This is a genomic window from Pseudomonas sp. B6002 (assembly GCF_013385985.1).
Classification (GTDB): domain Bacteria; phylum Pseudomonadota; class Gammaproteobacteria; order Pseudomonadales; family Pseudomonadaceae; genus Aquipseudomonas.
Genome location: NZ_JACAOY010000011.1, coordinates 128,739 through 149,072, shown reverse-complemented (window position 1 = coordinate 149,072; position 20,334 = coordinate 128,739). Strand labels below are relative to the sequence as shown.

The window sequence follows — 20,334 nt, the reverse complement described above, 5'->3', positions numbered from 1 at the left end:
GACATTTCCTTGAATCAATGCGGCGCTTCGGCGGCATGGTTGAGGGAATATTTCGGGATTTCGACGGTGATGTCTTCCGTTCCGACCTTTGCCTGACAGCTTAGGCGCGAATGCGCTTCCAGGCCCCATGCACGATCAAGAAAGTCCTCTTCCAGCTCGTCAGCTTCTTCCAGGGTGTTGAAACCCTCACGAATGATGCAGTGGCAAGTGGTGCAGGCGCAGACACCGCCGCAGGCACTTTCGATCTCGATGTGGTTGTCATGGGCAACTTCGAGGATGGACTTGCCGGTCTCAGCCTCCACGACCATACCGTCCGGGCAATGCTCGGCGTGTGGCAGAAAAATGACCTGCGGCATTAATTATTCCTCGATTTCATTCAGGTTGCGTCCCGCCAAAGCGGCTTTGACCGTCTGGTCCATACGACGGGCGGCAAAGGCATCGGTCACTTGCGACAGGCGCTTAGTCTGTTGCTCGATGGCGTAACCATCGGAGCCTTTCATCAGTTCGGCCAGCTCCTGCATCTGCAGGTCGATGACCATGCGCTCTTCGGCATCCAGCAGGCGCTCACCATCAACATCAAGGGCGCCCTGCACCGCTTCAAGCAGGCGCTGAGCGTCCACTTGCTGCTCACGCAATACGCGGGCGACCTTGTCGTCACCGGCGTATTGGAAGGAGTCCTTGAGCATCTTGGCGATTTCACCGTCGGTGAGGCCGTAAGACGGCTTGACCTGGATGCTGGCTTCAACGCCCGAACCCAGCTCGCGCGCAGCCACATTCAACAGGCCGTCAGCGTCGACCTGGAAGGTCACGCGAATCTTCGCCGCACCCGCGACCATGGCCGGGATACCGCGCAATTCAAAGCGCGCCAGGGAGCGACAGTCGCTGATCAGCTCGCGCTCGCCTTGCAGCACATGGATCATCATGGCCGTCTGGCCATCTTTGTAGGTGGTGAAGTCCTGGGCACGGGCGACAGGGATGGTGGTGTTGCGTGGAATCACCTTCTCCATCAGGCCGCCCATGGTTTCCAGCCCCAGGGACAACGGAATCACGTCGAGCAGAAGCAGTTCGCCACCATCGCGCTTGTTGCCGGCCAAGGTATCGGCCTGGATCGCAGCACCAATGGCCACCACTTGATCCGGGTCGATTTCGGTCAGCGGCTGACGACCAAAGGCTTCAGCCACCGCCTCGCGAACGCGCGGCACGCGTGTGGAACCACCGACCATGACCACGGCGCCGACGTCTTCCAGCTCGATACCGGAGTCACGCACGGCACGGCGACAGGCTTTCAGGCTACGGGCGACCATCGGCTCGATGAGCGAATCGAAGGCTTCACGGGTCAGCTGAGCCGACCAATTGCCGTAGGAAACCTCAACAGAAGCAGCATCCGTCAGCGCTTCCTTGGCGGCGCAGGCGGTTTGCAGCAGGTTACGCTGCGCGCCCGGGTCCAGGTCAGCCGACAAGCCGGCGCTGCTGATGATCCAGCCTGCAATGGCGTGGTCGAAGTCATCGCCGCCCAGGGCGCTGTCGCCACCGGTGGCCAGCACTTCGAAGACACCGCCGGTCAGGCGCAGGATCGAAATATCAAAGGTGCCGCCGCCCAGGTCATAGATAGCGACCAGGCCTTCGGCGTGCTGGTCCAGGCCATAGGCCACAGCCGCCGCAGTCGGCTCGTTGAGCAGGCGCAGCACGTTCAGGCCGGCAAGCTTCGCCGCGTCCTTGGTGGCTTGGCGCTGAGCATCATCGAAGTAAGCAGGCACCGTGATCACCGCACCGACCAATTCGCCACCCAAGGTGTTTTCCGCACGCTGGCGCAGCACCTTGAGGATGTCGGCCGACACTTCCACCGGGCTTTTCGGGCCCTGGACGGTGTCGATGAACGGCATATGGGATTCGCCACCGACAAAACGGTACGGCAGCTGGTCACCCAATTGCTTGACGTCGGACAGACCACGACCCATCAAGCGCTTGACCGACAGCACGGTGTTCAAAGGGTCGGTAGACGCTGCCAGCTTGGCCGACTCACCGACTTCGGTGCGATCGGCGTGGTAGCGCACGGCAGACGGCAGGATCACCTGGCCATCAGCGTCGGGCAACGGCTCGGACAGGCCGCTGCGCAAGGCAGCAACCAGGGAATTGGTGGTGCCCAGGTCAATCCCGACCGCCAGGCGACGCTGGTGCGGTTGAGGGCTTTGGCCGGGTTCGGCGATTTGCAGTAGGGCCATGGTAATCAGGTCTTATCTGTCTATCAGGCGTGCATCACGGGCAGCACACGGGGTTAATCGTCGAGGCGCTCTTCTAGCTGGCGCACTTCGTAGGTGAGCTTGTCGAGGAACTGCATGCGCCGCATCAGGCGTTCGGCCTGTTCGCGTTGCGCTGCATCATCCCAACAGGCTGCGAAGCTTTCGTTGAGCTCGTCCTGGGCCGTTTTCAGACGACGTTTGAAGACCGCGACACCCGCTAGGTCAGCTTCGTCCTGCAAGTCTTCGAGTTCTTCGCGCCATTGCATCTGCTGCATCAGAAAGTCCGGATCGTGCACCGTGACTTCAAGCGGCAACTCCCCACCGTTCATTGCGAGCAGATAGCGCGCACGCTTGGGTGGGTTTTTCAGCGTCTGATAGGCTTCGTTGAGGCTGGCCGACTTCTCCAGCGCCACGCGCTGCTCACGCTCGGAAGCGTCAGCGAAGCGGTCTGGATGCACGCCACGCGCCAATTCTCGGTAGCGCGTGGCAAGCTGCTCGAGGTCCAGGCGAAAGCTCGGCTGCAGCTCGAATAAAGCGAAATGACAAGGAGTACCCACGAATAGCCTCAGATGTTGAAGCTTTCGCCGCAGCCACATTCACCGCGCACGTTGGGGTTGTTGAACTTGAAGCCTTCGTTCAACCCTTCCTTGACGAAATCGAGTTCGGTGCCGTCCAGGTAGGTCAGGCTTTTAGGGTCGATGATCACTTTTTCGCCGTGACTTTCGAACACCTGGTCTTCCGCAACCACCTCGTCGACAAACTCCAGCACGTAGGCAAGGCCGGAACAGCCCGTGGTGCGAACACCCAGACGAATCCCCTCACCTTTACCGCGCCCATTCAGGGAGCGGCGAATGTGCTGCGCAGCCGCTTCTGTCATGCTGATAGCCATCGTTGACTCCTTACTCGTCGCCAAATGCTTAGATCAAGCCTTTCTTCTGCTTGTAGTCGCGAACAGCTGCCTTGATGGCGTCTTCTGCGAGTACCGAGCAGTGGATTTTCACTGGCGGCAGGGCCAGTTCTTCGGCCAGCTGGGTGTTGCTGATAGTGACAGCCTCATCCAGGGTCTTGCCTTTCATCCATTCGGTCGCCAGGGAGCTGGAGGCGATGGCCGAACCGCAGCCGTAGGTCTTGAACTTGGCGTCTTCGATAACGCCCGCGTCGTTGACCTTGATCTGCAGGCGCATCACGTCGCCGCACGCCGGGGCGCCGACCATGCCGGTGCCGACATCTGGGTCTTCCGCGTCCATCTTGCCGACGTTACGCGGGTTTTCGTAGTGGTCGATGACCTTTTCGCTATAAGCCATGGTACTGAATCCTCACTCATCAGGGCCGCTCTGGAACCCTGTAGAAACGCCTGCGTTTTCCGCCACGTTCCTACAGAGCTGGGGTGGCGGCTTCTATAGTTAGTGTGCCGCCCACTCGATCTTGGAAATATCGACACCGTCTTTGTACATGTCCCACAGCGGCGACAGAACGCGCAGCTTGTTGACGGCTTCGCAGACTTTCTGCGCGGCGTAGTCGACTTGCTCTTCGGTGGTGAAACGGCCGAACGTAAAGCGGATCGAGCTGTGTGCCAGTTCGTCGTTGCGGCCTAGGGCGCGCAGTACGTACGAAGGCTCAAGGGATGCCGAGGTGCAGGCCGAACCGGACGAAACCGCCAGGTCCTTGAGCGCCATGATCAGCGACTCGCCTTCGACGTAGTTGAAGCTCAAATTCAGGTTGTGCGGTACACGGGCGGTCATGCTGCCGTTGATGTACAGCTCTTCAAGGCCTTCGACCTGCTTGTAGAAACGGTCGCTCAGGGCTTTGATGCGGATATTTTCGGCAGCCATGTCTTCCTTGGCTACGCGGAAGGCTTCGCCCATGCCGACGATCTGGTGGGTCGCCAGGGTGCCCGAACGCATGCCGCGCTCGTGACCGCCGCCGTGCATGGTGGCTTCGATGCGCACACGTGGCTTGCGGCTCACGTACAGCGCGCCGATGCCTTTAGGGCCGTAGGTCTTGTGGGCAGAGAACGACATCAGGTCGACTTTCAGCTTCGACAGGTCAATGTCGACCTTGCCGGTGGACTGGGCAGCGTCGACGTGCAGCAGCACGCCCTTGGAGCGGGTCAGCTCGCCAATGGCCGCGATGTCGTTGATGGTGCCGATTTCGTTGTTCACATGGATCACGGAAACCAGGATGGTGTCTTCACGCAGGGCCGCTTCGATCATGGCCGGGGTGACGATACCGTCGGTGGTTGGCTCGAGGTAGGTGACCTCGAAACCTTCACGCTCCAGTTGGCGCATGGTGTCGAGGACAGCCTTGTGCTCAATCTTGGTGGTGATCAGGTGCTTGCCTTTGGTCGCGTAGAAATGCGCCGCGCCCTTGATTGCCAGGTTGTCGGACTCGGTAGCACCGGAAGTCCAGACGATTTCGCGTGGGTCGGCATTAACCAGGTCGGCGACTTGGCGACGAGCGTTCTCGACCGCTTCCTCGGCTTTCCAGCCGAATACGTGGGAACGGGAGGCTGGGTTGCCGAAGTTTCCGTCAACCAGCAGGCATTCGCTCATCTTTTGCGCGACACGCGGATCAACCGGGGTGGTCGCAGAGTAATCAAGGTAAATCGGCAATTTCATGGACTTTCTCCTAAATCAGGCTGGCTGGCGTGCCGTTAGCTCTTCGGCTGTCACTCGACGGCGGACGCTTCAATCTTGTCCAGACGCGGCGCCTTGGTGTTGCAACGGCGCTGGTCCTGACGCTGGGCTACTTCTTGCACCTCACGGCGAGTCACAAGATCAGCCAAGCTGATACCACTCAAAAACTCATGGATCTGCAGGCTCAAGTCACACCACAGGTGGTGCGTCAGGCAGGTGTCGCCGGCGTGGCAATCACCCAAACCCTGGCATTTGGTGGCATCGACGGATTCGTTGACCGCATCGATCACCTGCGCTACCTGGATGCCCTGCATGTCGCGGGACAACTGATAGCCGCCACCCGGCCCACGCACACTGGAAACCAGATTGCTACGGCGCAATTTGGCGAACAGTTGCTCGAGGTAGGACAGGGAAATGCCTTGGCGCTCGGAGATATCGGCCAGGGACACCGGCCCAGTTTGCGCGTGCAAGGCCAGGTCAAGCATGGCGGTCACCGCGTATCGGCCTTTTGTAGTCAGTCTCATGGACAAGTACCAAGGTGTTTCAGAATGGGAGCAAGTATGCGATTCCCGAGTATTTAAGTCAACTATAAGACCTAGTACTTTAGTCAGGATTACCCGTAAAAAGGGCGCGCGAATCATAGCAGGGTGCGAGGGGTAATGGCACATTCAACATCATGTGGCCGATAAAGCGTACACCTTGTAGGAGCCCGGCTTGTCGAATCGTCGCACCGCGGCGATTGCGACCCTGAAGATGCCATCGCCGGCAAGCCGGACTCCTACCAGGGAGTATTTCAGCTGGCTTGCTGATTGGTTTCGGCCTTGATCTCGGCGAAATCTTCTTCGCGCAGCTCAGGCAGATCTTTCGCACAGTAAGGACTGCCGAGATCCTTCAACGCACCGCACATGCCGTCCAGCTTGCCATCCACGGCCTGCAAATGATCGAGCAACTGGCCGATGGCCCGGGCCACCGGGTCAGGCATGTCTTCGCTGACGCCATAGGCATCGAAGCCGATTTTCTCGGCCATGGCCTTGCGCTTGGCTTCCTGCTCATCACCTGCTTCGGGCTTGACGATAATTCGACCCGGGATACCGACAACGGTAGCGCCGGGCGGAACCGCCTTGGTCACCACCGCATTGGAGCCGACCTTGGCACCCGCACCAACAGTAAACGGGCCGAGCACCTTGGCGCCCGCCCCCACCACCACGCCATCACCCAGCGTCGGGTGGCGCTTGCCTTTGTTCCAGCTGGTGCCGCCCAGGGTCACGCCCTGATAAAGGGTCACGTCATCGCCGATCTCGGCGGTTTCGCCAATCACGATGCCCATACCGTGATCGATAAAGAAGCGGCGACCCACCTTGGCACCCGGGTGAATCTCGATCCCGGTCAGCCAGCGTCCGAAGTTCGAGACCAGCCGCGCCATCCATTTCCAGCCCATGCCCCACAGGGCACCGGACAACCGGTGAATCCAGATCGCGTGCATGCCCGGGTAGCAGGTCAGCACTTCAAAGGCGTTGCGCGCCGCCGGGTCACGGTGGAAAACACTCTGGATATCTTCTCGCAAACGCTCGAACATTTTTAATCCTTCCGCTTAAGCAGCTCGCCACGGGCCGCTTTCTGGGTTTCCGTGAGGATGCCACGCAATATATTCATTTCCGCCCGACTGACCGAGCTACGTCCGTAAAGGCGACGCAGGCGCGCCATCAAGTGCCGTGGTTTTTCCGGATCGAGGAACTCGATGGCCACCAGGGTTTGTTCCAGGTGCTCATAGAATCGCTCCAGCTCGTCCATGGTGGCCAACTCACCACTCTTGGTCGACGCAACCTCTTCCTTCTCTACCTTGCTCGGCTGGCCAGCAGCGGCCAACCAGGCCATGCGCACTTCGTAGGTCAACACCTGCACCGCCGCCCCAAGGTTCAGCGAGCTGAACCCTGGGTCCGATGGGATATGCACGTGGTAATGACATCGCTGCAGCTCTTCATTGGTCAGGCCGGAGTCCTCACGACCAAAGACCAAGGCGATTTCAGCGCCGCCTGCGGCCTCCTCGACCACTTTGGTCCCGCATTCACGCGGATCCAGCAGCGGCCAGGGGATGCGACGGTCGCGAGCACTGGTGCCTAGCACCAAATTGCAGCCGACCAAGGCATCTTCCAAGGTGGCGACGACCTGGGCTTTTTCAAGCAGATCATTGGCACCCGATGCACGGGCATCAGCCTCGTGGTGCGGGAACACGCGCGGGTCGACCAGCACCAGGCGCGTCAACCCCATGTTTTTCATGGCTCGCGCCACCCCGCCGATGTTGCCGGGATGACTGGTATTGACCAAGACGACACGAATGTTTTGCAGCAAGGGAGGCGCTCTCGGACACGGGAAAGGGGAGCAAATCTTACAGAACAGCCTAAGGTTATGCCATGAAAGCTAACGTCGTCCTTCACCTGAAGAAAGTTTCTGCTAGAATGCTCGGCTTTCTTTAACAACCTTAGGTGACACATCCATGCAGCCCATGCTGAATATCGCGCTGCGCGCCGCCCGCAGCGCCAGTGAATTGATCTTCCGCTCCATCGAGCGCCTGGATACCATCAAGGTCGACGAAAAAGACGCCAAGGATTACGTATCCGAGGTGGATCGCGCCGCCGAACAAAAAATCATCGACGCCCTGCGCAAGGCCTACCCTACCCACGGGATCCTCGGCGAAGAAACCGGCCTGCACAAAGGCAGCGGTGAAGGCGAAGACTACCTGTGGATCATCGACCCACTGGATGGCACCACCAACTTCCTGCGCGGCATCCCGCACTTTGCCGTGAGCATCGCGTGCAAATACCGTGGCCGCCTGGAACACGCCGTTGTTCTGGACCCAGTCCGCCAAGAAGAATTCACTGCCAGCCGTGGCCGTGGCGCCCAACTGAATGGTCGTCGCCTGCGCGTCAGCGGTCGCACCAGCCTGGACGGCGCCCTGCTGGGCACCGGCTTCCCATTCCGTGATGACCAGATGGACAACCTGGAAAACTACCTGGGCATGTTCCGCGCCCTGGTTGGCCAGACCGCTGGCATCCGTCGCGCTGGCGCTGCAAGCCTGGACCTGGCGTATGTGGCCGCTGGTCGCTTCGATGCATTCTGGGAGTCGGGCCTGTCCGAGTGGGACATGGCAGCAGGCGCTCTGCTGATCCAGGAAGCGGGCGGCCTGGTGAGCGACTTCACCGGTGGTCATGACTTCCTTGAGAAAGGCCACGTGGTTGCCGGTAACACCAAATGCTTCAAGGCAGTACTGACGGCGATCCAGCCGCACCTGCCGGCCTCGCTGAAGCGCTAAGCGAGCGGGCACAAAAAAGCACCCTTCGGGGTGCTTTTTTTATGCCTGGGCTTTAGGAAAACCCAAAAACTACTGAGCAACACACAATTCACTGTAGGAGCCGGCTTGCCGGCGATGGCGATCTATCTGTCAGCGCTCTTAATACTGACCTACCGCTATCGCCGGCAAGCCGGCTCCTACAGGTATTGTGGTGTCAATTACTGCTGGTTCTGGCCGAGAATCAGGCGACCTTCTTTGTCGACCGGAATCTGGTTGCCCGGATCACGCTCCATGCGCACCGAGCCCTCTTTGCCATCCAGGGTGTAACGCACGTCATAACCGACCACCTTGTCGCTGATGTCGTTGACGGTGTTACAACGGGTTTGTGTGGTGGTGTAGGTATCGCGGTTCTGCATACCTTCCTGAACCTTGTTACCGGCATAACCACCACCTACTGCACCGGCCACGGTGGCCAGCTTCTTGCCATTACCGCCACCGACCTGGTTGCCCAACAGGCCACCTGCCAGCGCACCGACCACGGTGCCGATGATCTGATGTTGATCTTCTACCGGCTTCTGCCGGGTCACGGCGACGTCCTTGCAGACCTCGCGCGGGGTTTTGATCTGGGTCTTGACCGGCTGCACCGCCAGCACTTGCGCATACTCAGGGCCGCTTTTTACCAGGCTGTAGGTGGCAACAGCACCCCCGGCAGTCACACCGACAGCACCCAATACCGCACCAACCAGCAACGACTTGTTCACGTGAACCTCCTGACCATCACAAACGGACCGAAACGTCCGCGCTATACCCAGCCTTGGAGCAAAAAAAAAGGCACGAGTTCAATACTCGTGCCTTCTTTGTAACAGCAGATCAACAAGCACCCATCAAGGGCGGTCGTCGACCTCCTTGCCGGTTGCAGCAGGAGGGATCAGGTCTTCGCTGTTGAGGTTCAGCCAGATCAACACCACGTTGGCGATGTAGATCGACGAGTAGGTACCCGCCAGAACGCCGATGAACAGCGCCAGGGAGAAGCCCCACAAGTTGTCGCCACCAAAGATCATCAGGGCCGCGATCGCCAGCAAGGTGGAGATCGACGTCGCCATGGTCCGCAACAGGGTCTGAGTGGTGGAGACGTTGATGTTCTCGATCAACGACGCCTTGCGCAGTACGCGAAAGTTCTCACGGACCCGATCGAATACTACGATGGTGTCGTTGAGGGAGTAACCAATGATCGCCAGCACAGCCGCCAGTACGGTCAGGTCGAAGGTCACCTGGAAGTACGCCAGGATACCCACGGTCACGATCACGTCGTGGATCAGCGACACAATGGCGCCGACACCGAACTTCCACTGAAAGCGGAAAGCCAGGTAGATCATGATGCCGACCAGCGCCATCAGCATGCCCAGGCCGCCTTGGTCGCGCAGCTCTTCACCTACTTGCGGGCCCACGAACTCGACACGCTTGACCGACGCCGGGTTGTCGCCGCCGACCTTCTGCAAGGCCTCGGCCACCTGGTGACCCAGTTGCGGGTCTTCGCCAGGCATACGCACCAGCAGGTCGGTGGTTGCACCAAAGCTCTGCACGATGGCTTCGTGATAGCCGGCCTTGACCAACTCGCTGCGCACCAGGGTAACGTCGGCCGGCTTCTCGTAGGTCAGCTCGATGAGCGTACCGCCGGTGAAGTCCAGACCATAGTTCAGCCCCTTATGGAACCAGCTGAACAACGCCAGAACGGTAAGGAGTACGGTGACGCCGAACGCAACGTTGCGAACGCCCATGAAGTTGATTGTACGTAACATGGCAGCCCCTTAAATCCACAACTTCTTGAAGTCACGCCCGCCAAAGATCAGGTTGACCATTGCGCGGGTCACCATGATGGCCGTGAACATCGAGGTAAAGATACCGAGGGACATGGTCACCGCAAAACCTTTGACCGGGCCGGTGCCCATCGCAAAGAGAATCCCGCCGACCAGCAAGGTGGTCAAGTTGGAGTCGAGAATCGCGGTAAATGCCCGGCCGAAGCCTTCGTTGATTGCACGCTGTACGGTCATGCCCGCCGCGATCTCTTCACGGATCCGCGAGAAGATCAGCACGTTGGCGTCTACCGCCATACCCATGGTCAGTACGATACCGGCGATACCTGGCAAGGTCAGGGTAGCACCCAGCAACGACATCAGGGCCAGCAGCATCACCATGTTGCCCGCCAGGGCTACGGTGGCGATGATGCCGAAGAAGCGATAGATGGCGATGATGAACAGGGAAACGAACAGCATGCCCCACAAGGCCGCGTCGATACCCTTGGTGATGTTGTCAGCACCCAGGCTTGGGCCGATGGTACGTTCTTCAGCGAAGTACATCGGAGCCGCCAGGCCACCGGCACGCAACAGCAGCGCCAGTTCGGACGACTCGCCCTGGCCATTCAGGCCGGTGATGCGGAATTGAGCCCCCAGCGGCGACTGGATGGTCGCCAGGCTGATGATCTTCTTCTCTTCCTTGAAGGTCTGTACCGGTACGTCTTTCTCGACGCCGTCGACCACTTGCTTGGTGTAAGTGGTGACCGGACGCTGTTCGATAAAGATTACCGCCATGCTGCGACCGACGTTGCTGCGCGTGGCGCGGCTCATCAGTTCGCCGCCGTGACCATCCAGGCGGATGTTCACTTCAGGCGTGCCGTGCTCGCCAAAACCCGCCTTGGCGTCGGTGACCTGGTCACCGGTGATGATCAGGCTACGCTCGATCAGCGCTGGAGGACGGTTGCCTTCGCGGAACTCGAATTCCTCGGCAGTGGCACGGGTAGCACCCGGCTCAGCGGCCAATCGGAATTCCAGGTTGGCGGTTTTACCCAGGATACGCTTGGCTTCAGCGGTGTCCTGTACGCCCGGCAGCTCAACCACGATGCGGTTGGCACCTTGGCGCTGAACGATCGGCTCGGCCACACCCAGTTCGTTGACGCGGTTACGTACCGTGGTCAAGTTCTGCTTGATGGAGTATTCACGGATTTCCGCCAGCTTGGCCGGGGTCATCGCCAGACGCAGTACAGGTTGACCGTTCAGGTCGGCCGGTACGATGTCGAAATCGTTGAAGTTCTTGCGCACCAGCGCACGGGCCTGTTCGCGGGACGCTTCATCAGAGAAGCCCAGCTGGATGGCACCGTTGAGCTGCGGCAGGCTGCGATAACGCAACTTCTCTTTGCGCAGCAGGCTCTTTACGTCGCCTTCGTAGACCTTCAGACGCGCGTCGAGGGCTTTGTCCATGTCGACTTCCAGCAGGAAGTGCACACCACCGGACAAGTCCAGACCCAGCTTCATCGGGTGCGCGCCAATGCTGCGCAGCCATTTTGGCGTGGTCTGTGCCAGGTTGAGCGCGACTACGTAGTCGTCGCCCATGGCCTTGCGCACGACGTCTTTGGCCGGCAATTGGTCTTCTGCCTTGGTCAGGCGCAACAAGCCGCCCTTCGCATCAGCCGCCAATGTTGCCGCTTTGACCTGGATGCCCGCGTCGGTGAGCGCTTTGCTCGCGCGCTCCAGGTCAGCCTGATTGACCTGCAGCGAAGTGCTGGCGCCAGTGATCTGGATCGCCGGGTCATCAGGATAAAGATTGGGAGCGGAATAAATAAAACCGATCGCCAGCACCGCCAGGATCAGTACGTATTTCCACAGAGGGTATTTGTTCAGCATCACGCCGCCCGCTTATAACGCGGGGCGCCTTGCGCGCCCCGTCGATTGGTAAAGGTTGTTACTCAGATCGCTTTGAGCGTGCCTTTTGGCAGCGTGGCGGCGATGGCGCCCTTCTGGAACTTCATTTCTACGGTGTCGGAGACTTCCAGAACCACGAAAGCGTCGGAAACCTTGGTGATCTTGCCAGCGATACCGCCGGTGGTCACAACTTCGTCACCTTTTTGCAGGCTGCCCAGCAGGTTTTTCTGCTCTTTGGCGCGCTTGGCCTGTGGACGCCAGATCATCAGGTAGAAGATGACCAGGAAGCCGACCAGGAAAATCCACTCGAAACCACCGCCCATAGGACCGGCAGCGGCAGGCGCAGCGGCATCAGCCATGGCGTTAGAGATAAAAAAGCTCATTTAGCACTCCAGTTGCAAATAGTGAATCTTAGGGTCGGAAAACTCAGTCCAAGGGCGGCACAGGGAGCCCGCGCTTGGCATAGAAGGCATCGACGAAGGCGGCCAATGTACCCTGTTGAATAGCCTCGCGCAAACCAGCCATCAGGACTTGGTAGTGACGCAAATTGTGGATGGTATTCAACATGCTACCCAGCATTTCCCCACACTTGTCCAGATGGTGCAGATAAGCACGGGAGAAGTTCTGGCAGGTGTAGCAATCACAGGTGGGATCCAGCGGCGAATCATCATGGCGATGGAACGCGTTACGGATCTTCAGCACGCCCGTATCGATGAACAGATGCCCATTGCGGGCATTACGGGTTGGCATCACGCAATCGAACATGTCCACACCGCGGCGCACACCCTCTACGAGATCCTCCGGTTTGCCAACGCCCATAAGGTAACGAGGTTTGTCAGCGGGCATCAGGCCCGGCAGGTAATCCAGCACCTTGATCATCTCGTGCTTGGGCTCGCCCACCGACAAACCGCCGATGGCCAGGCCGTCAAAGCCGATCTTGTCCAAGCCTTCCAGCGAGCGCTTGCGCAGGCTTTCATGCATACCGCCCTGCACGATACCGAACAGTGCTGCGGTGTTATCACCGTGGGCATTTTTCGAGCGCTGGGCCCAGCGCAAGGACAACTCCATGGAGATCCGCGCGACGTCTTCATCGGCCGGGTACGGGGTGCACTCGTCGAAAATCATTACGATGTCGGAACCCAGGTCGCGCTGCACCTGCATCGACTCTTCCGGGCCCATGAACACTTTGGCGCCGTCTACCGGCGAGGCGAAGGTCACGCCCTCTTCCTTGATCTTGCGCATGGCGCCCAGGCTGAACACCTGGAAACCACCCGAGTCGGTCAGGATCGGGCCTTGCCACTTCATGAAGTCATGCAGGTCGCCGTGCTTCTTGATCACTTCGGTGCCCGGGCGCAGCCACAGGTGGAAGGTGTTGCCGAGGATGATCTCGGCGCCGGTGGCAACGATGTCGCGCGGCAGCATGCCCTTGACGGTGCCATAGGTACCCACCGGCATGAAGGCCGGGGTTTCGACGGTGCCGCGCGGGAAGGTCAAACGGCCGCGGCGAGCTTTACCATCCGTGGCCAGCAATTCAAACGACATACGACTCATGATTGTTCCTCTGGGCCGCGCGGCGCCGGATTACGGGTGATAAACATCGCATCACCGTAGCTGAAAAAACGGTACTCGTTGGCGATGGCGGCTTGATAAGCGGCCATGGTTTCCGGGTAACCGGCAAATGCCGACACCAGCATCAACAGCGTGGATTCCGGCAAATGGAAGTTGGTCACCAGGCAATCGACCACATGGAACGGCCGGCCCGGGAAAATAAAGATATCGGTGTCGCCACTGAACGGCTTGAGCACGCCATCACGCGCCGCACTCTCCAGCGAACGCACGCTGGTGGTGCCCACGGCAACCACCCGACCGCCGCGCGCCTTGCACGCGGCCACCGCATCCACCACTTCCTGGCTGACTTCCAGCCACTCGCTGTGCATATGGTGGTCTTCGATCTTGTCCACACGCACCGGCTGAAACGTACCGGCCCCCACGTGCAGGGTCACATAAGCCGTTTCGACGCCCTTGGCGGCAATCGCATCCAGCAGCAGCTGATCAAAATGCAGCCCGGCCGTTGGCGCGGCAACAGCACCGAGGCGTTGGGAATAAACGGTCTGATAGCGCTCGCGGTCCGCGTCTTCGTCGGGGCGGTCTATATAAGGAGGCAGCGGCATGTGGCCGACGCGCTCCAGCAACGGCAACACTTCCTCGGCGAACTTGAGCTCGAACAACGCATCATGGCGCGCCACCATCTCGGCTTCGCCACCGCCATCAATGAGGATGCTGGAACCCGGCTTCGGCGACTTGCTGGAGCGCACATGGGCCAGCACGCGATGGCTGTCCAGCACCCGCTCCACCAGAATTTCCAGCTTGCCGCCGGAGGCTTTCTGGCCAAAAAGGCGAGCCGGGATCACCCGGGTATTGTTGAACACCATCAGATCGCCTGGGCGCAAATGCTCAAGCAAATCAGTGAATTGACGGTGTGCGAGGGCACCGCTCACCCCGTCCAGGGTCAGCAGTCGACTGGCGCGACGCTCGGCCAAAGGGTGGCGAGCGATCAGCGAATCAGGGAGCTCAAAAGTAAAGTCAGCAACGCGCATGATGGGGTTCGTCTAGCAGGGCCGGGAAGTCTAGCGGAAATAGTGAAAATTGACCATGAAACGTGATTGACCAACGGTAATCACCTCTCTATACTTCGCCGCCATTGAGCCCTGATGGCGGAATTGGTAGACGCGGCGGATTCAAAATCCGTTTTCGAAAGGAGTGGGAGTTCGAGTCTCCCTCGGGGCACCATCTTAAAAAAAGACCTTGAAATTCAAGGTCTTTTTTTTCGCCTGCAGAAAAGTGGGCAGCCGGCGAAATCACTGCTCACCGCCCTCTCTACCTTGAAACGCAATCCCCCTGTGGGAGCTGGCTTGCCTGCGAAGGCGCCAGCCCCAACACCATCAAATCACCCGCCTACACACCAACCGCTTCACCCTCCTCCACCAGCCCATTCGGCAACATTCCATTCGCCAAATCATCCACCACCGCCTTCGCCATCTCCGCCAAATAATGTGCCGCCCAGGCATAGCAATCCGCGTTCGTGTCCATCGCCGCACCCAATGCCAGCATTTTTGAACAGTGGAGAAGCTCTGAGGCATGCTCAAGGGCATCGCGAATGGGTACGCCGGAATTGACGCGGAATAGGCGGTGAAGGTTGGGCTGTTTGCCGCAGGTGGAGAAGGTGATGACTCCGAGGGTTTTGTTGAGGGGTGGGTTGATCATTGGGCACCTCCCAGATAGGTGGAGGTCTGGGTTGTGGGATTGCAAAGATACGACCTATCAGAAACGCTCATTGCTTAGCTCCTAATGTAGAGAGCTGCCACGTTCGTTTCTCATGCGAATAGGTGGCAGCTATGCGCGGGCTGACATCCATCACCATGGTTGACGCCATGCAGGTGCTCACTATCAGCAACAGATATAGCCACCTTTACCGAAGCTGAAACGATGGCCCTTTTTCTTCAAGATCCTTTCAATTTCAACGATTGAAATTTCAGTAACTTCCGGCACCTCCCACTCACTCGATCCCGCGGGTTTCATGCCCCGTGTACTTCAGATAGTGCCAGGGTCCCCAGCACCATTCTGGAGACTGATTGCTTTCTGCCATCCTCCAGCTACCCTCCTTCCGTGCTGGTCTTCGTGCAACTCAGCGAACACAGCACACATTGCTAAATATTGAGTCATTACCGATCCGACACACGGAAGCGAGGACTAGCCAATGCAATCATTTGTCGTGAATAGAAACGTACAGGCCAACGGCGACTACGAAGTGCATAACACAACGATTGGCTGCAGCTTCATGCCAAGGCCGGAGAATCAGGTACCACTCGGAAATCATCTCACCTGCACCGGCGCAGTCAGCGCCGCTCGGGTAGCAAATCCCACACTAAAAATTAATGGTTGTTACTATTGCTGCAATCCTTGCCACACCAGCTAAATTCCTGGCAGAGAACGAGGGGGTTTACGGATCGTTCATAACCAAACTTAGGATTGCAAGATCAAAGGCCCAAGCAGCTTGTATCCCTCCGTGTATCCCTAACCATATTACCGATCTGTAAGCTACGGATGATATGGGAGGCTCCAGCCTCCCTCGGGGCACCATCTTAAAAAAAGACCTTGAAATTCAAGGTCTTTTTTTTCGCCTGCAGAGAAGTCGGCAGCCAGCGAATTCACTGCTCACCGCCCTCTCCACCTTGAAACGCAATCCCCCTGTGGGAGCTGGCTTTCCTGCGAAGACGCCAGCTCATACAACTTCAACTCACCGACCTACACACACGCTTGAGCACCACCTCATTCGCCAAACGGGGCTGCAAGGCGTCTAGCGAATCCGGTGCGATTCAAAACGTATACTTAAAACTCGTCATAAAATTACGCGGCGCGCCATAAACACTCCAGCTATCCGCATACGCGTAGTAGCTGCGATCAAACACATTATTCACGTTCAACGTGGCACTCAGGTTCTTGCTGATGTCATACCGCGCCATCAAATTGGTCAGTGCATAACTGCCCTGATCGAACGTGTGCAGGTCCATCCCCGTCTTGCTCTGCCAGTTCACGCCACCGCCCACGGTGATCTTGTCGAGCACACCCGGCAGGCGATACGTGGTGAAGGTTTTGAGGCTGTGCCGTGGGCTGGTGGTGACAATGCGCTGATCGTCCTGGTTGGTGCTCACGCTGTACGCATAGCCCGCCGACGCTTGCCAGCCTTCGCTCAGTTCGCCGTTGAGTTCCAGTTCGACGCCTTGGGTGGTGGTGCCTTGCTCCAGGCGGTAGATGTCCGGCGCGCGCACGTACACCGCGAGGTTGTCTTGGTCGATCTTGAACAGCGCCAGGCTGGCGTTGAGTTTGTCGTCGTTGAAGCTGCCTTTTACCCCGACTTCGTAGCCGGTGCCTTCCTGGGGGTCGAGGGCTTTGTTGTTTTCGTCGTGGACGCCGTAGGCCTGCGGGTTGAAGATTTTGGTGTAGCTGGCGTACACCGCCCACGTCTCGCTCAGGTCGTAGACGATACCGGCATAGGGCAGGAAAACGCCGTTGCGGGTTTCCTTGCTCTCAGTGTTTTGGGTTGGATCGGCGTACACGCTGGATTCGTTGTTGCGCTTCCAGTTGGTGACGCGGCTGCCGAGGATGACCGCGGTGTTGTCGGTGACATGAAAGCGCGAGGTCAGGTAGGCGGCGTACTGGTTTTCTTCGATGTGGGTCTTGCCCACCGGCGTGGTGTCCGGGCGATTGGCGCCGCTGCCGTTCCAGTTGAAGATGTTGGGCACCGTGCCGTCGTAGCCGGTCCAGGAGCCGAACCAACCGCCGTGGCTCGGGGTGTTTTCGTTGTAGCGCGACATCGTGACGCCGGCGATCAACTCATGCTCGCGGCCGAGCAGGCTGAAGGGGCCGGTAAGGTAGGCATCGAGGTTGTTCTGGCGCGGTGTACCGGACCAGCGGTTGGGGTACAGGTAAGCGCCCGCACCCGTGGCCTGATCGATGTCGCCATTCATGTAGTTGATCAGTTCATCGAACTGATTCTGCGTGTGGCTAACTTCCACCTTGCCGCTCCAACCGTTGTCGAACTGGTGCTCGATGGAGGTGAAGACGTTGGTCTGCTTGCGGTCGTTGTACGCCCAGTCCGGCGCGCTGTTGGCGGAGCGGCTGAAATGGGTGCGGTTGCCGTTGCTGTAGAACATCTGGAAGCCGGTGCGCAGCGGGTCGTTGACCTGGTTGTTGATATAGCTGAAACCCACCGTGAGCATGGTGGCGTCGCTCAGGTCGAACTCGGAAATGCCGTACACCAGTTGCGAGTCGGTGTTGACGCGGTCGACCCAGGAGTTCTGTTTCTTGTAGTCCACCACCAGGCGCCCGCGAACATTGCCGCTGTCGTTCAAAGGCCCGGAGACATCAAAGCCCGTGCCATAACGGTCCCAACTGCCCGCCTCTCCCGTGATGCTGGCCTGGACCTCGGCGGTCGGGCGCTTGCGGATCAGGTTGATGGTCGCCGAGGGCGTGCCCGAGCCGCTGATCAGACCAGTGGCGCCGCGCACCACTTCAACACGGTCGTACATCGCGGTGTTTTGCGTGGTGTTGTCCAGACGCGCCGAGGTGGGTACGCCGTCGATCTCGAAGTTGTTGATCTGAAAACCACGGGACCAGTATGTATCGTTCTCCGCGCCTACACCGACGCGCAGCACGGTGATGCCCGGCGTGGCTTCCAGCACTTCGGTGAGGTTGGTGAGCTTCTGATCGTCGAGGCGCTGACGGGTGATGACCGTGAGCGATTGCGGGGTTTCTTTTTGGGTCAGGTTTAACCGCGTCGAACTGCTGGACGAATACGTGGTGTACAAGCCGGTGCCCTCAGTGGTCGAACCCGGCGCCATGCCGGAGATCGACACCGTGCCCAGTTGCAACGCGCCGCCTGCACCCGGCTGCAATTGATAGCGCCCTTCGCCGGTCTGCACCACCGTAAGCTCACTGCCAGCCAATAGCGTTTGCAGTGCCTGGTCGACCGTGTAGCTGCCGTGCAGCGCCGGGCCTGTCTTGCCGGCGGTGAGCGCGGCATTGCCTGCCAGGTAGATGCCGGCCTGGGCGGCGAGCCGGTTGAGTTGGTCAGCCAGGGCACCGGCCGGCAGATCGTAGGTCTGCACGCTGGACTGCTCGGCGGCTGCCGCCCGTGGCGCCATGCTCATGCTGGTGGGGATGGCCAAGGCAAACGCAATAGCCAGCGCCAAGGGTTGTGGTGAGTTACGCAGGAATGAGGACATAAAACAGTTCCGGTCGAAGGAGGCATCAAGCCGTTGTCCTTCACTAATTCGAATGAGCAATCAAAACCGGAAGCACACGATGCAAAAAAATCAGCGCGGAACCACCGTGGTCCACCAGGCGAAGCGCCGCTCGGTGCGCACGGGCAAGACCTGCTCAAGCATGGTCAGAGCCTGATCGGTGTCTTGCAGGGGATACGTGCCCATCACCCGAAGGTTGGCGACCTGTGGGTCGATGCCCAGATGGCCATGGCGATAGCTGGCCAGTTCGCCGATAAAGTCCCCCAGGCGCATATCGTTCGCCATCAGCACACCTTTTGCCCAAGCCTCACGCCCAGGTTGCGCACGTTGCATTGCGCCCAGGTGCTGACGGTCGAATAGAACACCCTGCCCCGCCGGTATGATGCGGCGTTGATCCGTGTCGCCGCAGCTGGCCTCCACGCTGCCCTCAAATACATTGAGCAGCGTGTGCCCATCCTGCTCACGCACGCTGAAGCGTGTGCCGAGCGGACGCAAGCGGCCCTGCGGTGTATCCACCACGAAGGGGCGACCGTCCTTGCCGGTATTGATCAGGATTTCGCCGCTGTAGAGTTTCAACTCGCGCTGACCGGCGCTGAAATTCACATCCAACGCCGTGCCGCTGTTGAGCCAAATACGCGTTCCATCGGCCAACAGCTGCTCGCCCAGCACCGTGGTGTTCGTATGGAAATCCGCGCGCCAGGTGCCCGACACCCAACGCTGCTGCCAACCGGCCCAGCTCAGTAGCGTGCCGCCCAAGACCACCGACAGCCCGCGCAACACCTGGCGCCGCGAACGCTGGGACTGCCGCAAACTCTCCAGCGTCTTGTTGGCACCCACGGCATCGTCCTGCAACGGTGCAAAGCGTTGCCCCACACGCGCGACATAGCTCCAGGCCAGACGATTGACTTCACTGTGGGCATGCCATTGGCGCCAGGCCTCATGCACCGGCAAGGCGTTGGGTTCGGCACTCAGACGAGCGAACCAGTCGGCGGCCTGTTGCAAAGTGGCATGGTCGAGGCCACCGGGGTTGGTGCTCATGCCAAGGCACCGTCCAACTCAGCCTCCAGCACCATGCACTGGAACATGGCTTGGCCGATGTATTTGGTAACGGTGCGCTCGCTCACGCCAATCCGCAGCGCGATCTCGCGATAGCTCAAGCCCTCGATCTGGGCTAGGCAGAATGCCTCGGACACCTTGGCCGGCAAGCGATCAAGCATCGCCTGCAAATGCACCAGGGCCTCCAACACCAATGCGCGATGTTCTTCCGAAGGCGCGCACGCTTCAGGCCGGCTCGCCAACACCTCAAGCCAGGCCTGCTCCACGTGCTTGCGTCGGAAAAAATCCACACACACATTGCGCGACAAGGTGCTGAGGTACGCACGCGCATGCCCTTCGCTGCCGAACTCACGCGGGTGGCTCAACAGCCTGACAAACACGTCATGAGCCAGCTCGGCGGCATCACTGACATTGCCGAGTTTTCGCGCCAGCCAACGTTGAATCCAGCCGTGATGGGCGCAATACAGGCTGCTGATGCTCAAAGATGCGGTGCCGGGCTCGGGAAGCGGTGGCATACACAGCCCTACGAATAAGAATTGTTCCCAATGGTAATGAGAAAAACTGACCACTACAACGAGCAAAAGCGATGGCATTGCGGCGGACGGCTTGAAGCAC

At 59.3% G+C, this 20,334-nt stretch carries 20 protein-coding genes and 1 tRNA gene; 2 read left to right on the top strand and 19 right to left on the bottom strand.

All coding sequences use genetic code 11. The features are described from left to right. Window positions 1–14: 14 nt before the first annotated feature. The 9 genes from fdx to trmJ form a co-directional block, all read right to left on the bottom strand. Window positions 15–356: an ISC system 2Fe-2S type ferredoxin gene (fdx, locus tag HX792_RS16145; protein ID WP_017736823.1), complete on the bottom strand. Its 342-nt coding sequence runs from the start codon at window positions 354–356 to the stop codon at window positions 15–17. Between the two features lie 3 nt (window positions 357–359). Continuing rightward, entirely contained in the window at window positions 360–2,222 is a 1,863-nt protein-coding gene (gene hscA / locus HX792_RS16140) for a Fe-S protein assembly chaperone HscA (protein ID WP_176997021.1), read from the bottom strand. 53 nt (window positions 2,223–2,275) lie between these two features. Further along, window positions 2,276–2,797, bottom strand: a complete 522-nt coding sequence (gene hscB / locus HX792_RS16135; protein WP_038848811.1) for a co-chaperone HscB — start codon at window positions 2,795–2,797, stop codon at window positions 2,276–2,278. 8 nt (window positions 2,798–2,805) lie between these two features. Further along, a complete protein-coding gene (gene iscA / locus HX792_RS16130) occupies window positions 2,806–3,129 on the bottom strand; it encodes an iron-sulfur cluster assembly protein IscA (protein WP_003175963.1) in 324 nt (107 codons plus the stop codon). 28 nt (window positions 3,130–3,157) lie between these two features. Beyond that, entirely contained in the window at window positions 3,158–3,544 is a 387-nt protein-coding gene (gene iscU / locus HX792_RS16125) for a Fe-S cluster assembly scaffold IscU (RefSeq protein WP_028617851.1), read from the bottom strand. Window positions 3,545–3,643: 99 nt separating this feature from the next. Then, window positions 3,644–4,858, bottom strand: coding sequence for an IscS subfamily cysteine desulfurase (locus HX792_RS16120; RefSeq protein ID WP_176997020.1), 1,215 nt, complete (start codon window positions 4,856–4,858; stop codon window positions 3,644–3,646). Window positions 4,859–4,908: 50 nt separating this feature from the next. Continuing rightward, window positions 4,909–5,400 (bottom strand): Fe-S cluster assembly transcriptional regulator IscR, encoded by a 492-nt coding sequence (gene iscR, locus HX792_RS16115; RefSeq protein ID WP_003194020.1) that lies wholly within the window; start codon window positions 5,398–5,400, stop codon window positions 4,909–4,911. 269 nt (window positions 5,401–5,669) lie between these two features. Next, complete coding sequence (gene cysE, locus HX792_RS16110) at window positions 5,670–6,452, bottom strand: serine O-acetyltransferase (RefSeq protein WP_176997019.1); 783 nt, start codon at window positions 6,450–6,452, stop codon at window positions 5,670–5,672. 2 nt (window positions 6,453–6,454) lie between these two features. Then, the gene (gene trmJ, locus HX792_RS16105) at window positions 6,455–7,225 is read right to left on the bottom strand and encodes a tRNA (cytosine(32)/uridine(32)-2'-O)-methyltransferase TrmJ (RefSeq protein WP_176997018.1); all 771 of its coding nucleotides are present in this window, start codon (window positions 7,223–7,225) and stop codon (window positions 6,455–6,457) included. A gap of 145 nt (window positions 7,226–7,370) precedes the next feature. Here trmJ and suhB point away from each other — a divergent pair, with 145 nt between their 5' ends. Next, entirely contained in the window at window positions 7,371–8,186 is an 816-nt protein-coding gene (gene suhB, locus HX792_RS16100) for an inositol-phosphate phosphatase (RefSeq protein ID WP_003175971.1), read from the top strand. A gap of 197 nt (window positions 8,187–8,383) precedes the next feature. Here the strand turns inward: suhB and HX792_RS16095 are convergent, their stop codons facing one another. The 6 genes from HX792_RS16095 to queA form a co-directional block, all read right to left on the bottom strand. Next, window positions 8,384–8,926 (bottom strand): glycine zipper 2TM domain-containing protein, encoded by a 543-nt coding sequence (locus tag HX792_RS16095; protein ID WP_176997017.1) that lies wholly within the window; start codon window positions 8,924–8,926, stop codon window positions 8,384–8,386. Between the two features lie 123 nt (window positions 8,927–9,049). Next, a complete protein-coding gene (gene secF / locus HX792_RS16090) occupies window positions 9,050–9,964 on the bottom strand; it encodes a protein translocase subunit SecF (protein WP_176997016.1) in 915 nt (304 codons plus the stop codon). 9 nt (window positions 9,965–9,973) lie between these two features. Next, the gene (gene secD / locus HX792_RS16085) at window positions 9,974–11,842 is read right to left on the bottom strand and encodes a protein translocase subunit SecD (protein ID WP_176997015.1); all 1,869 of its coding nucleotides are present in this window, start codon (window positions 11,840–11,842) and stop codon (window positions 9,974–9,976) included. Window positions 11,843–11,904: 62 nt separating this feature from the next. Beyond that, window positions 11,905–12,243 (bottom strand): preprotein translocase subunit YajC, encoded by a 339-nt coding sequence (gene yajC, locus HX792_RS16080; RefSeq protein ID WP_003175975.1) that lies wholly within the window; start codon window positions 12,241–12,243, stop codon window positions 11,905–11,907. A 43-nt stretch (window positions 12,244–12,286) separates the two neighbouring features. Next, a complete protein-coding gene (tgt, locus tag HX792_RS16075; RefSeq protein WP_032803964.1) occupies window positions 12,287–13,402 on the bottom strand; it encodes a tRNA guanosine(34) transglycosylase Tgt in 1,116 nt (371 codons plus the stop codon). A 5-nt stretch (window positions 13,403–13,407) separates the two neighbouring features. Next, entirely contained in the window at window positions 13,408–14,457 is a 1,050-nt protein-coding gene (gene queA / locus HX792_RS16070; protein ID WP_176997014.1) for a tRNA preQ1(34) S-adenosylmethionine ribosyltransferase-isomerase QueA, read from the bottom strand. A 108-nt stretch (window positions 14,458–14,565) separates the two neighbouring features. On the opposite strand from queA, the gene HX792_RS16065 reads away from it, so the two are divergent. Continuing rightward, window positions 14,566–14,650, top strand: a tRNA-Leu gene (locus HX792_RS16065). A 165-nt stretch (window positions 14,651–14,815) separates the two neighbouring features. Here the strand turns inward: HX792_RS16065 and HX792_RS16060 are convergent. From HX792_RS16060 to HX792_RS16045, 4 genes are all read right to left on the bottom strand, one after another. Further along, window positions 14,816–15,124, bottom strand: coding sequence for a DUF3077 domain-containing protein (locus tag HX792_RS16060; RefSeq protein WP_176997013.1), 309 nt, complete (start codon window positions 15,122–15,124; stop codon window positions 14,816–14,818). A gap of 1,112 nt (window positions 15,125–16,236) precedes the next feature. Then, window positions 16,237–18,645 carry a TonB-dependent siderophore receptor gene (locus HX792_RS16055; protein ID WP_176997012.1) on the bottom strand — a complete coding sequence of 803 codons (2,409 nt, stop codon included), beginning with the start codon at window positions 18,643–18,645 and terminating at the stop codon, window positions 16,237–16,239. Between the two features lie 90 nt (window positions 18,646–18,735). Continuing rightward, window positions 18,736–19,701 (bottom strand): FecR domain-containing protein, encoded by a 966-nt coding sequence (locus HX792_RS16050; RefSeq protein WP_176997011.1) that lies wholly within the window; start codon window positions 19,699–19,701, stop codon window positions 18,736–18,738. Next, window positions 19,698–20,234 (bottom strand): sigma-70 family RNA polymerase sigma factor, encoded by a 537-nt coding sequence (locus HX792_RS16045; protein WP_176997010.1) that lies wholly within the window; start codon window positions 20,232–20,234, stop codon window positions 19,698–19,700. Before HX792_RS16045 ends, HX792_RS16050 begins: the two co-directional genes overlap by 4 nt. Window positions 20,235–20,334: the final 100 nt, after the last annotated feature.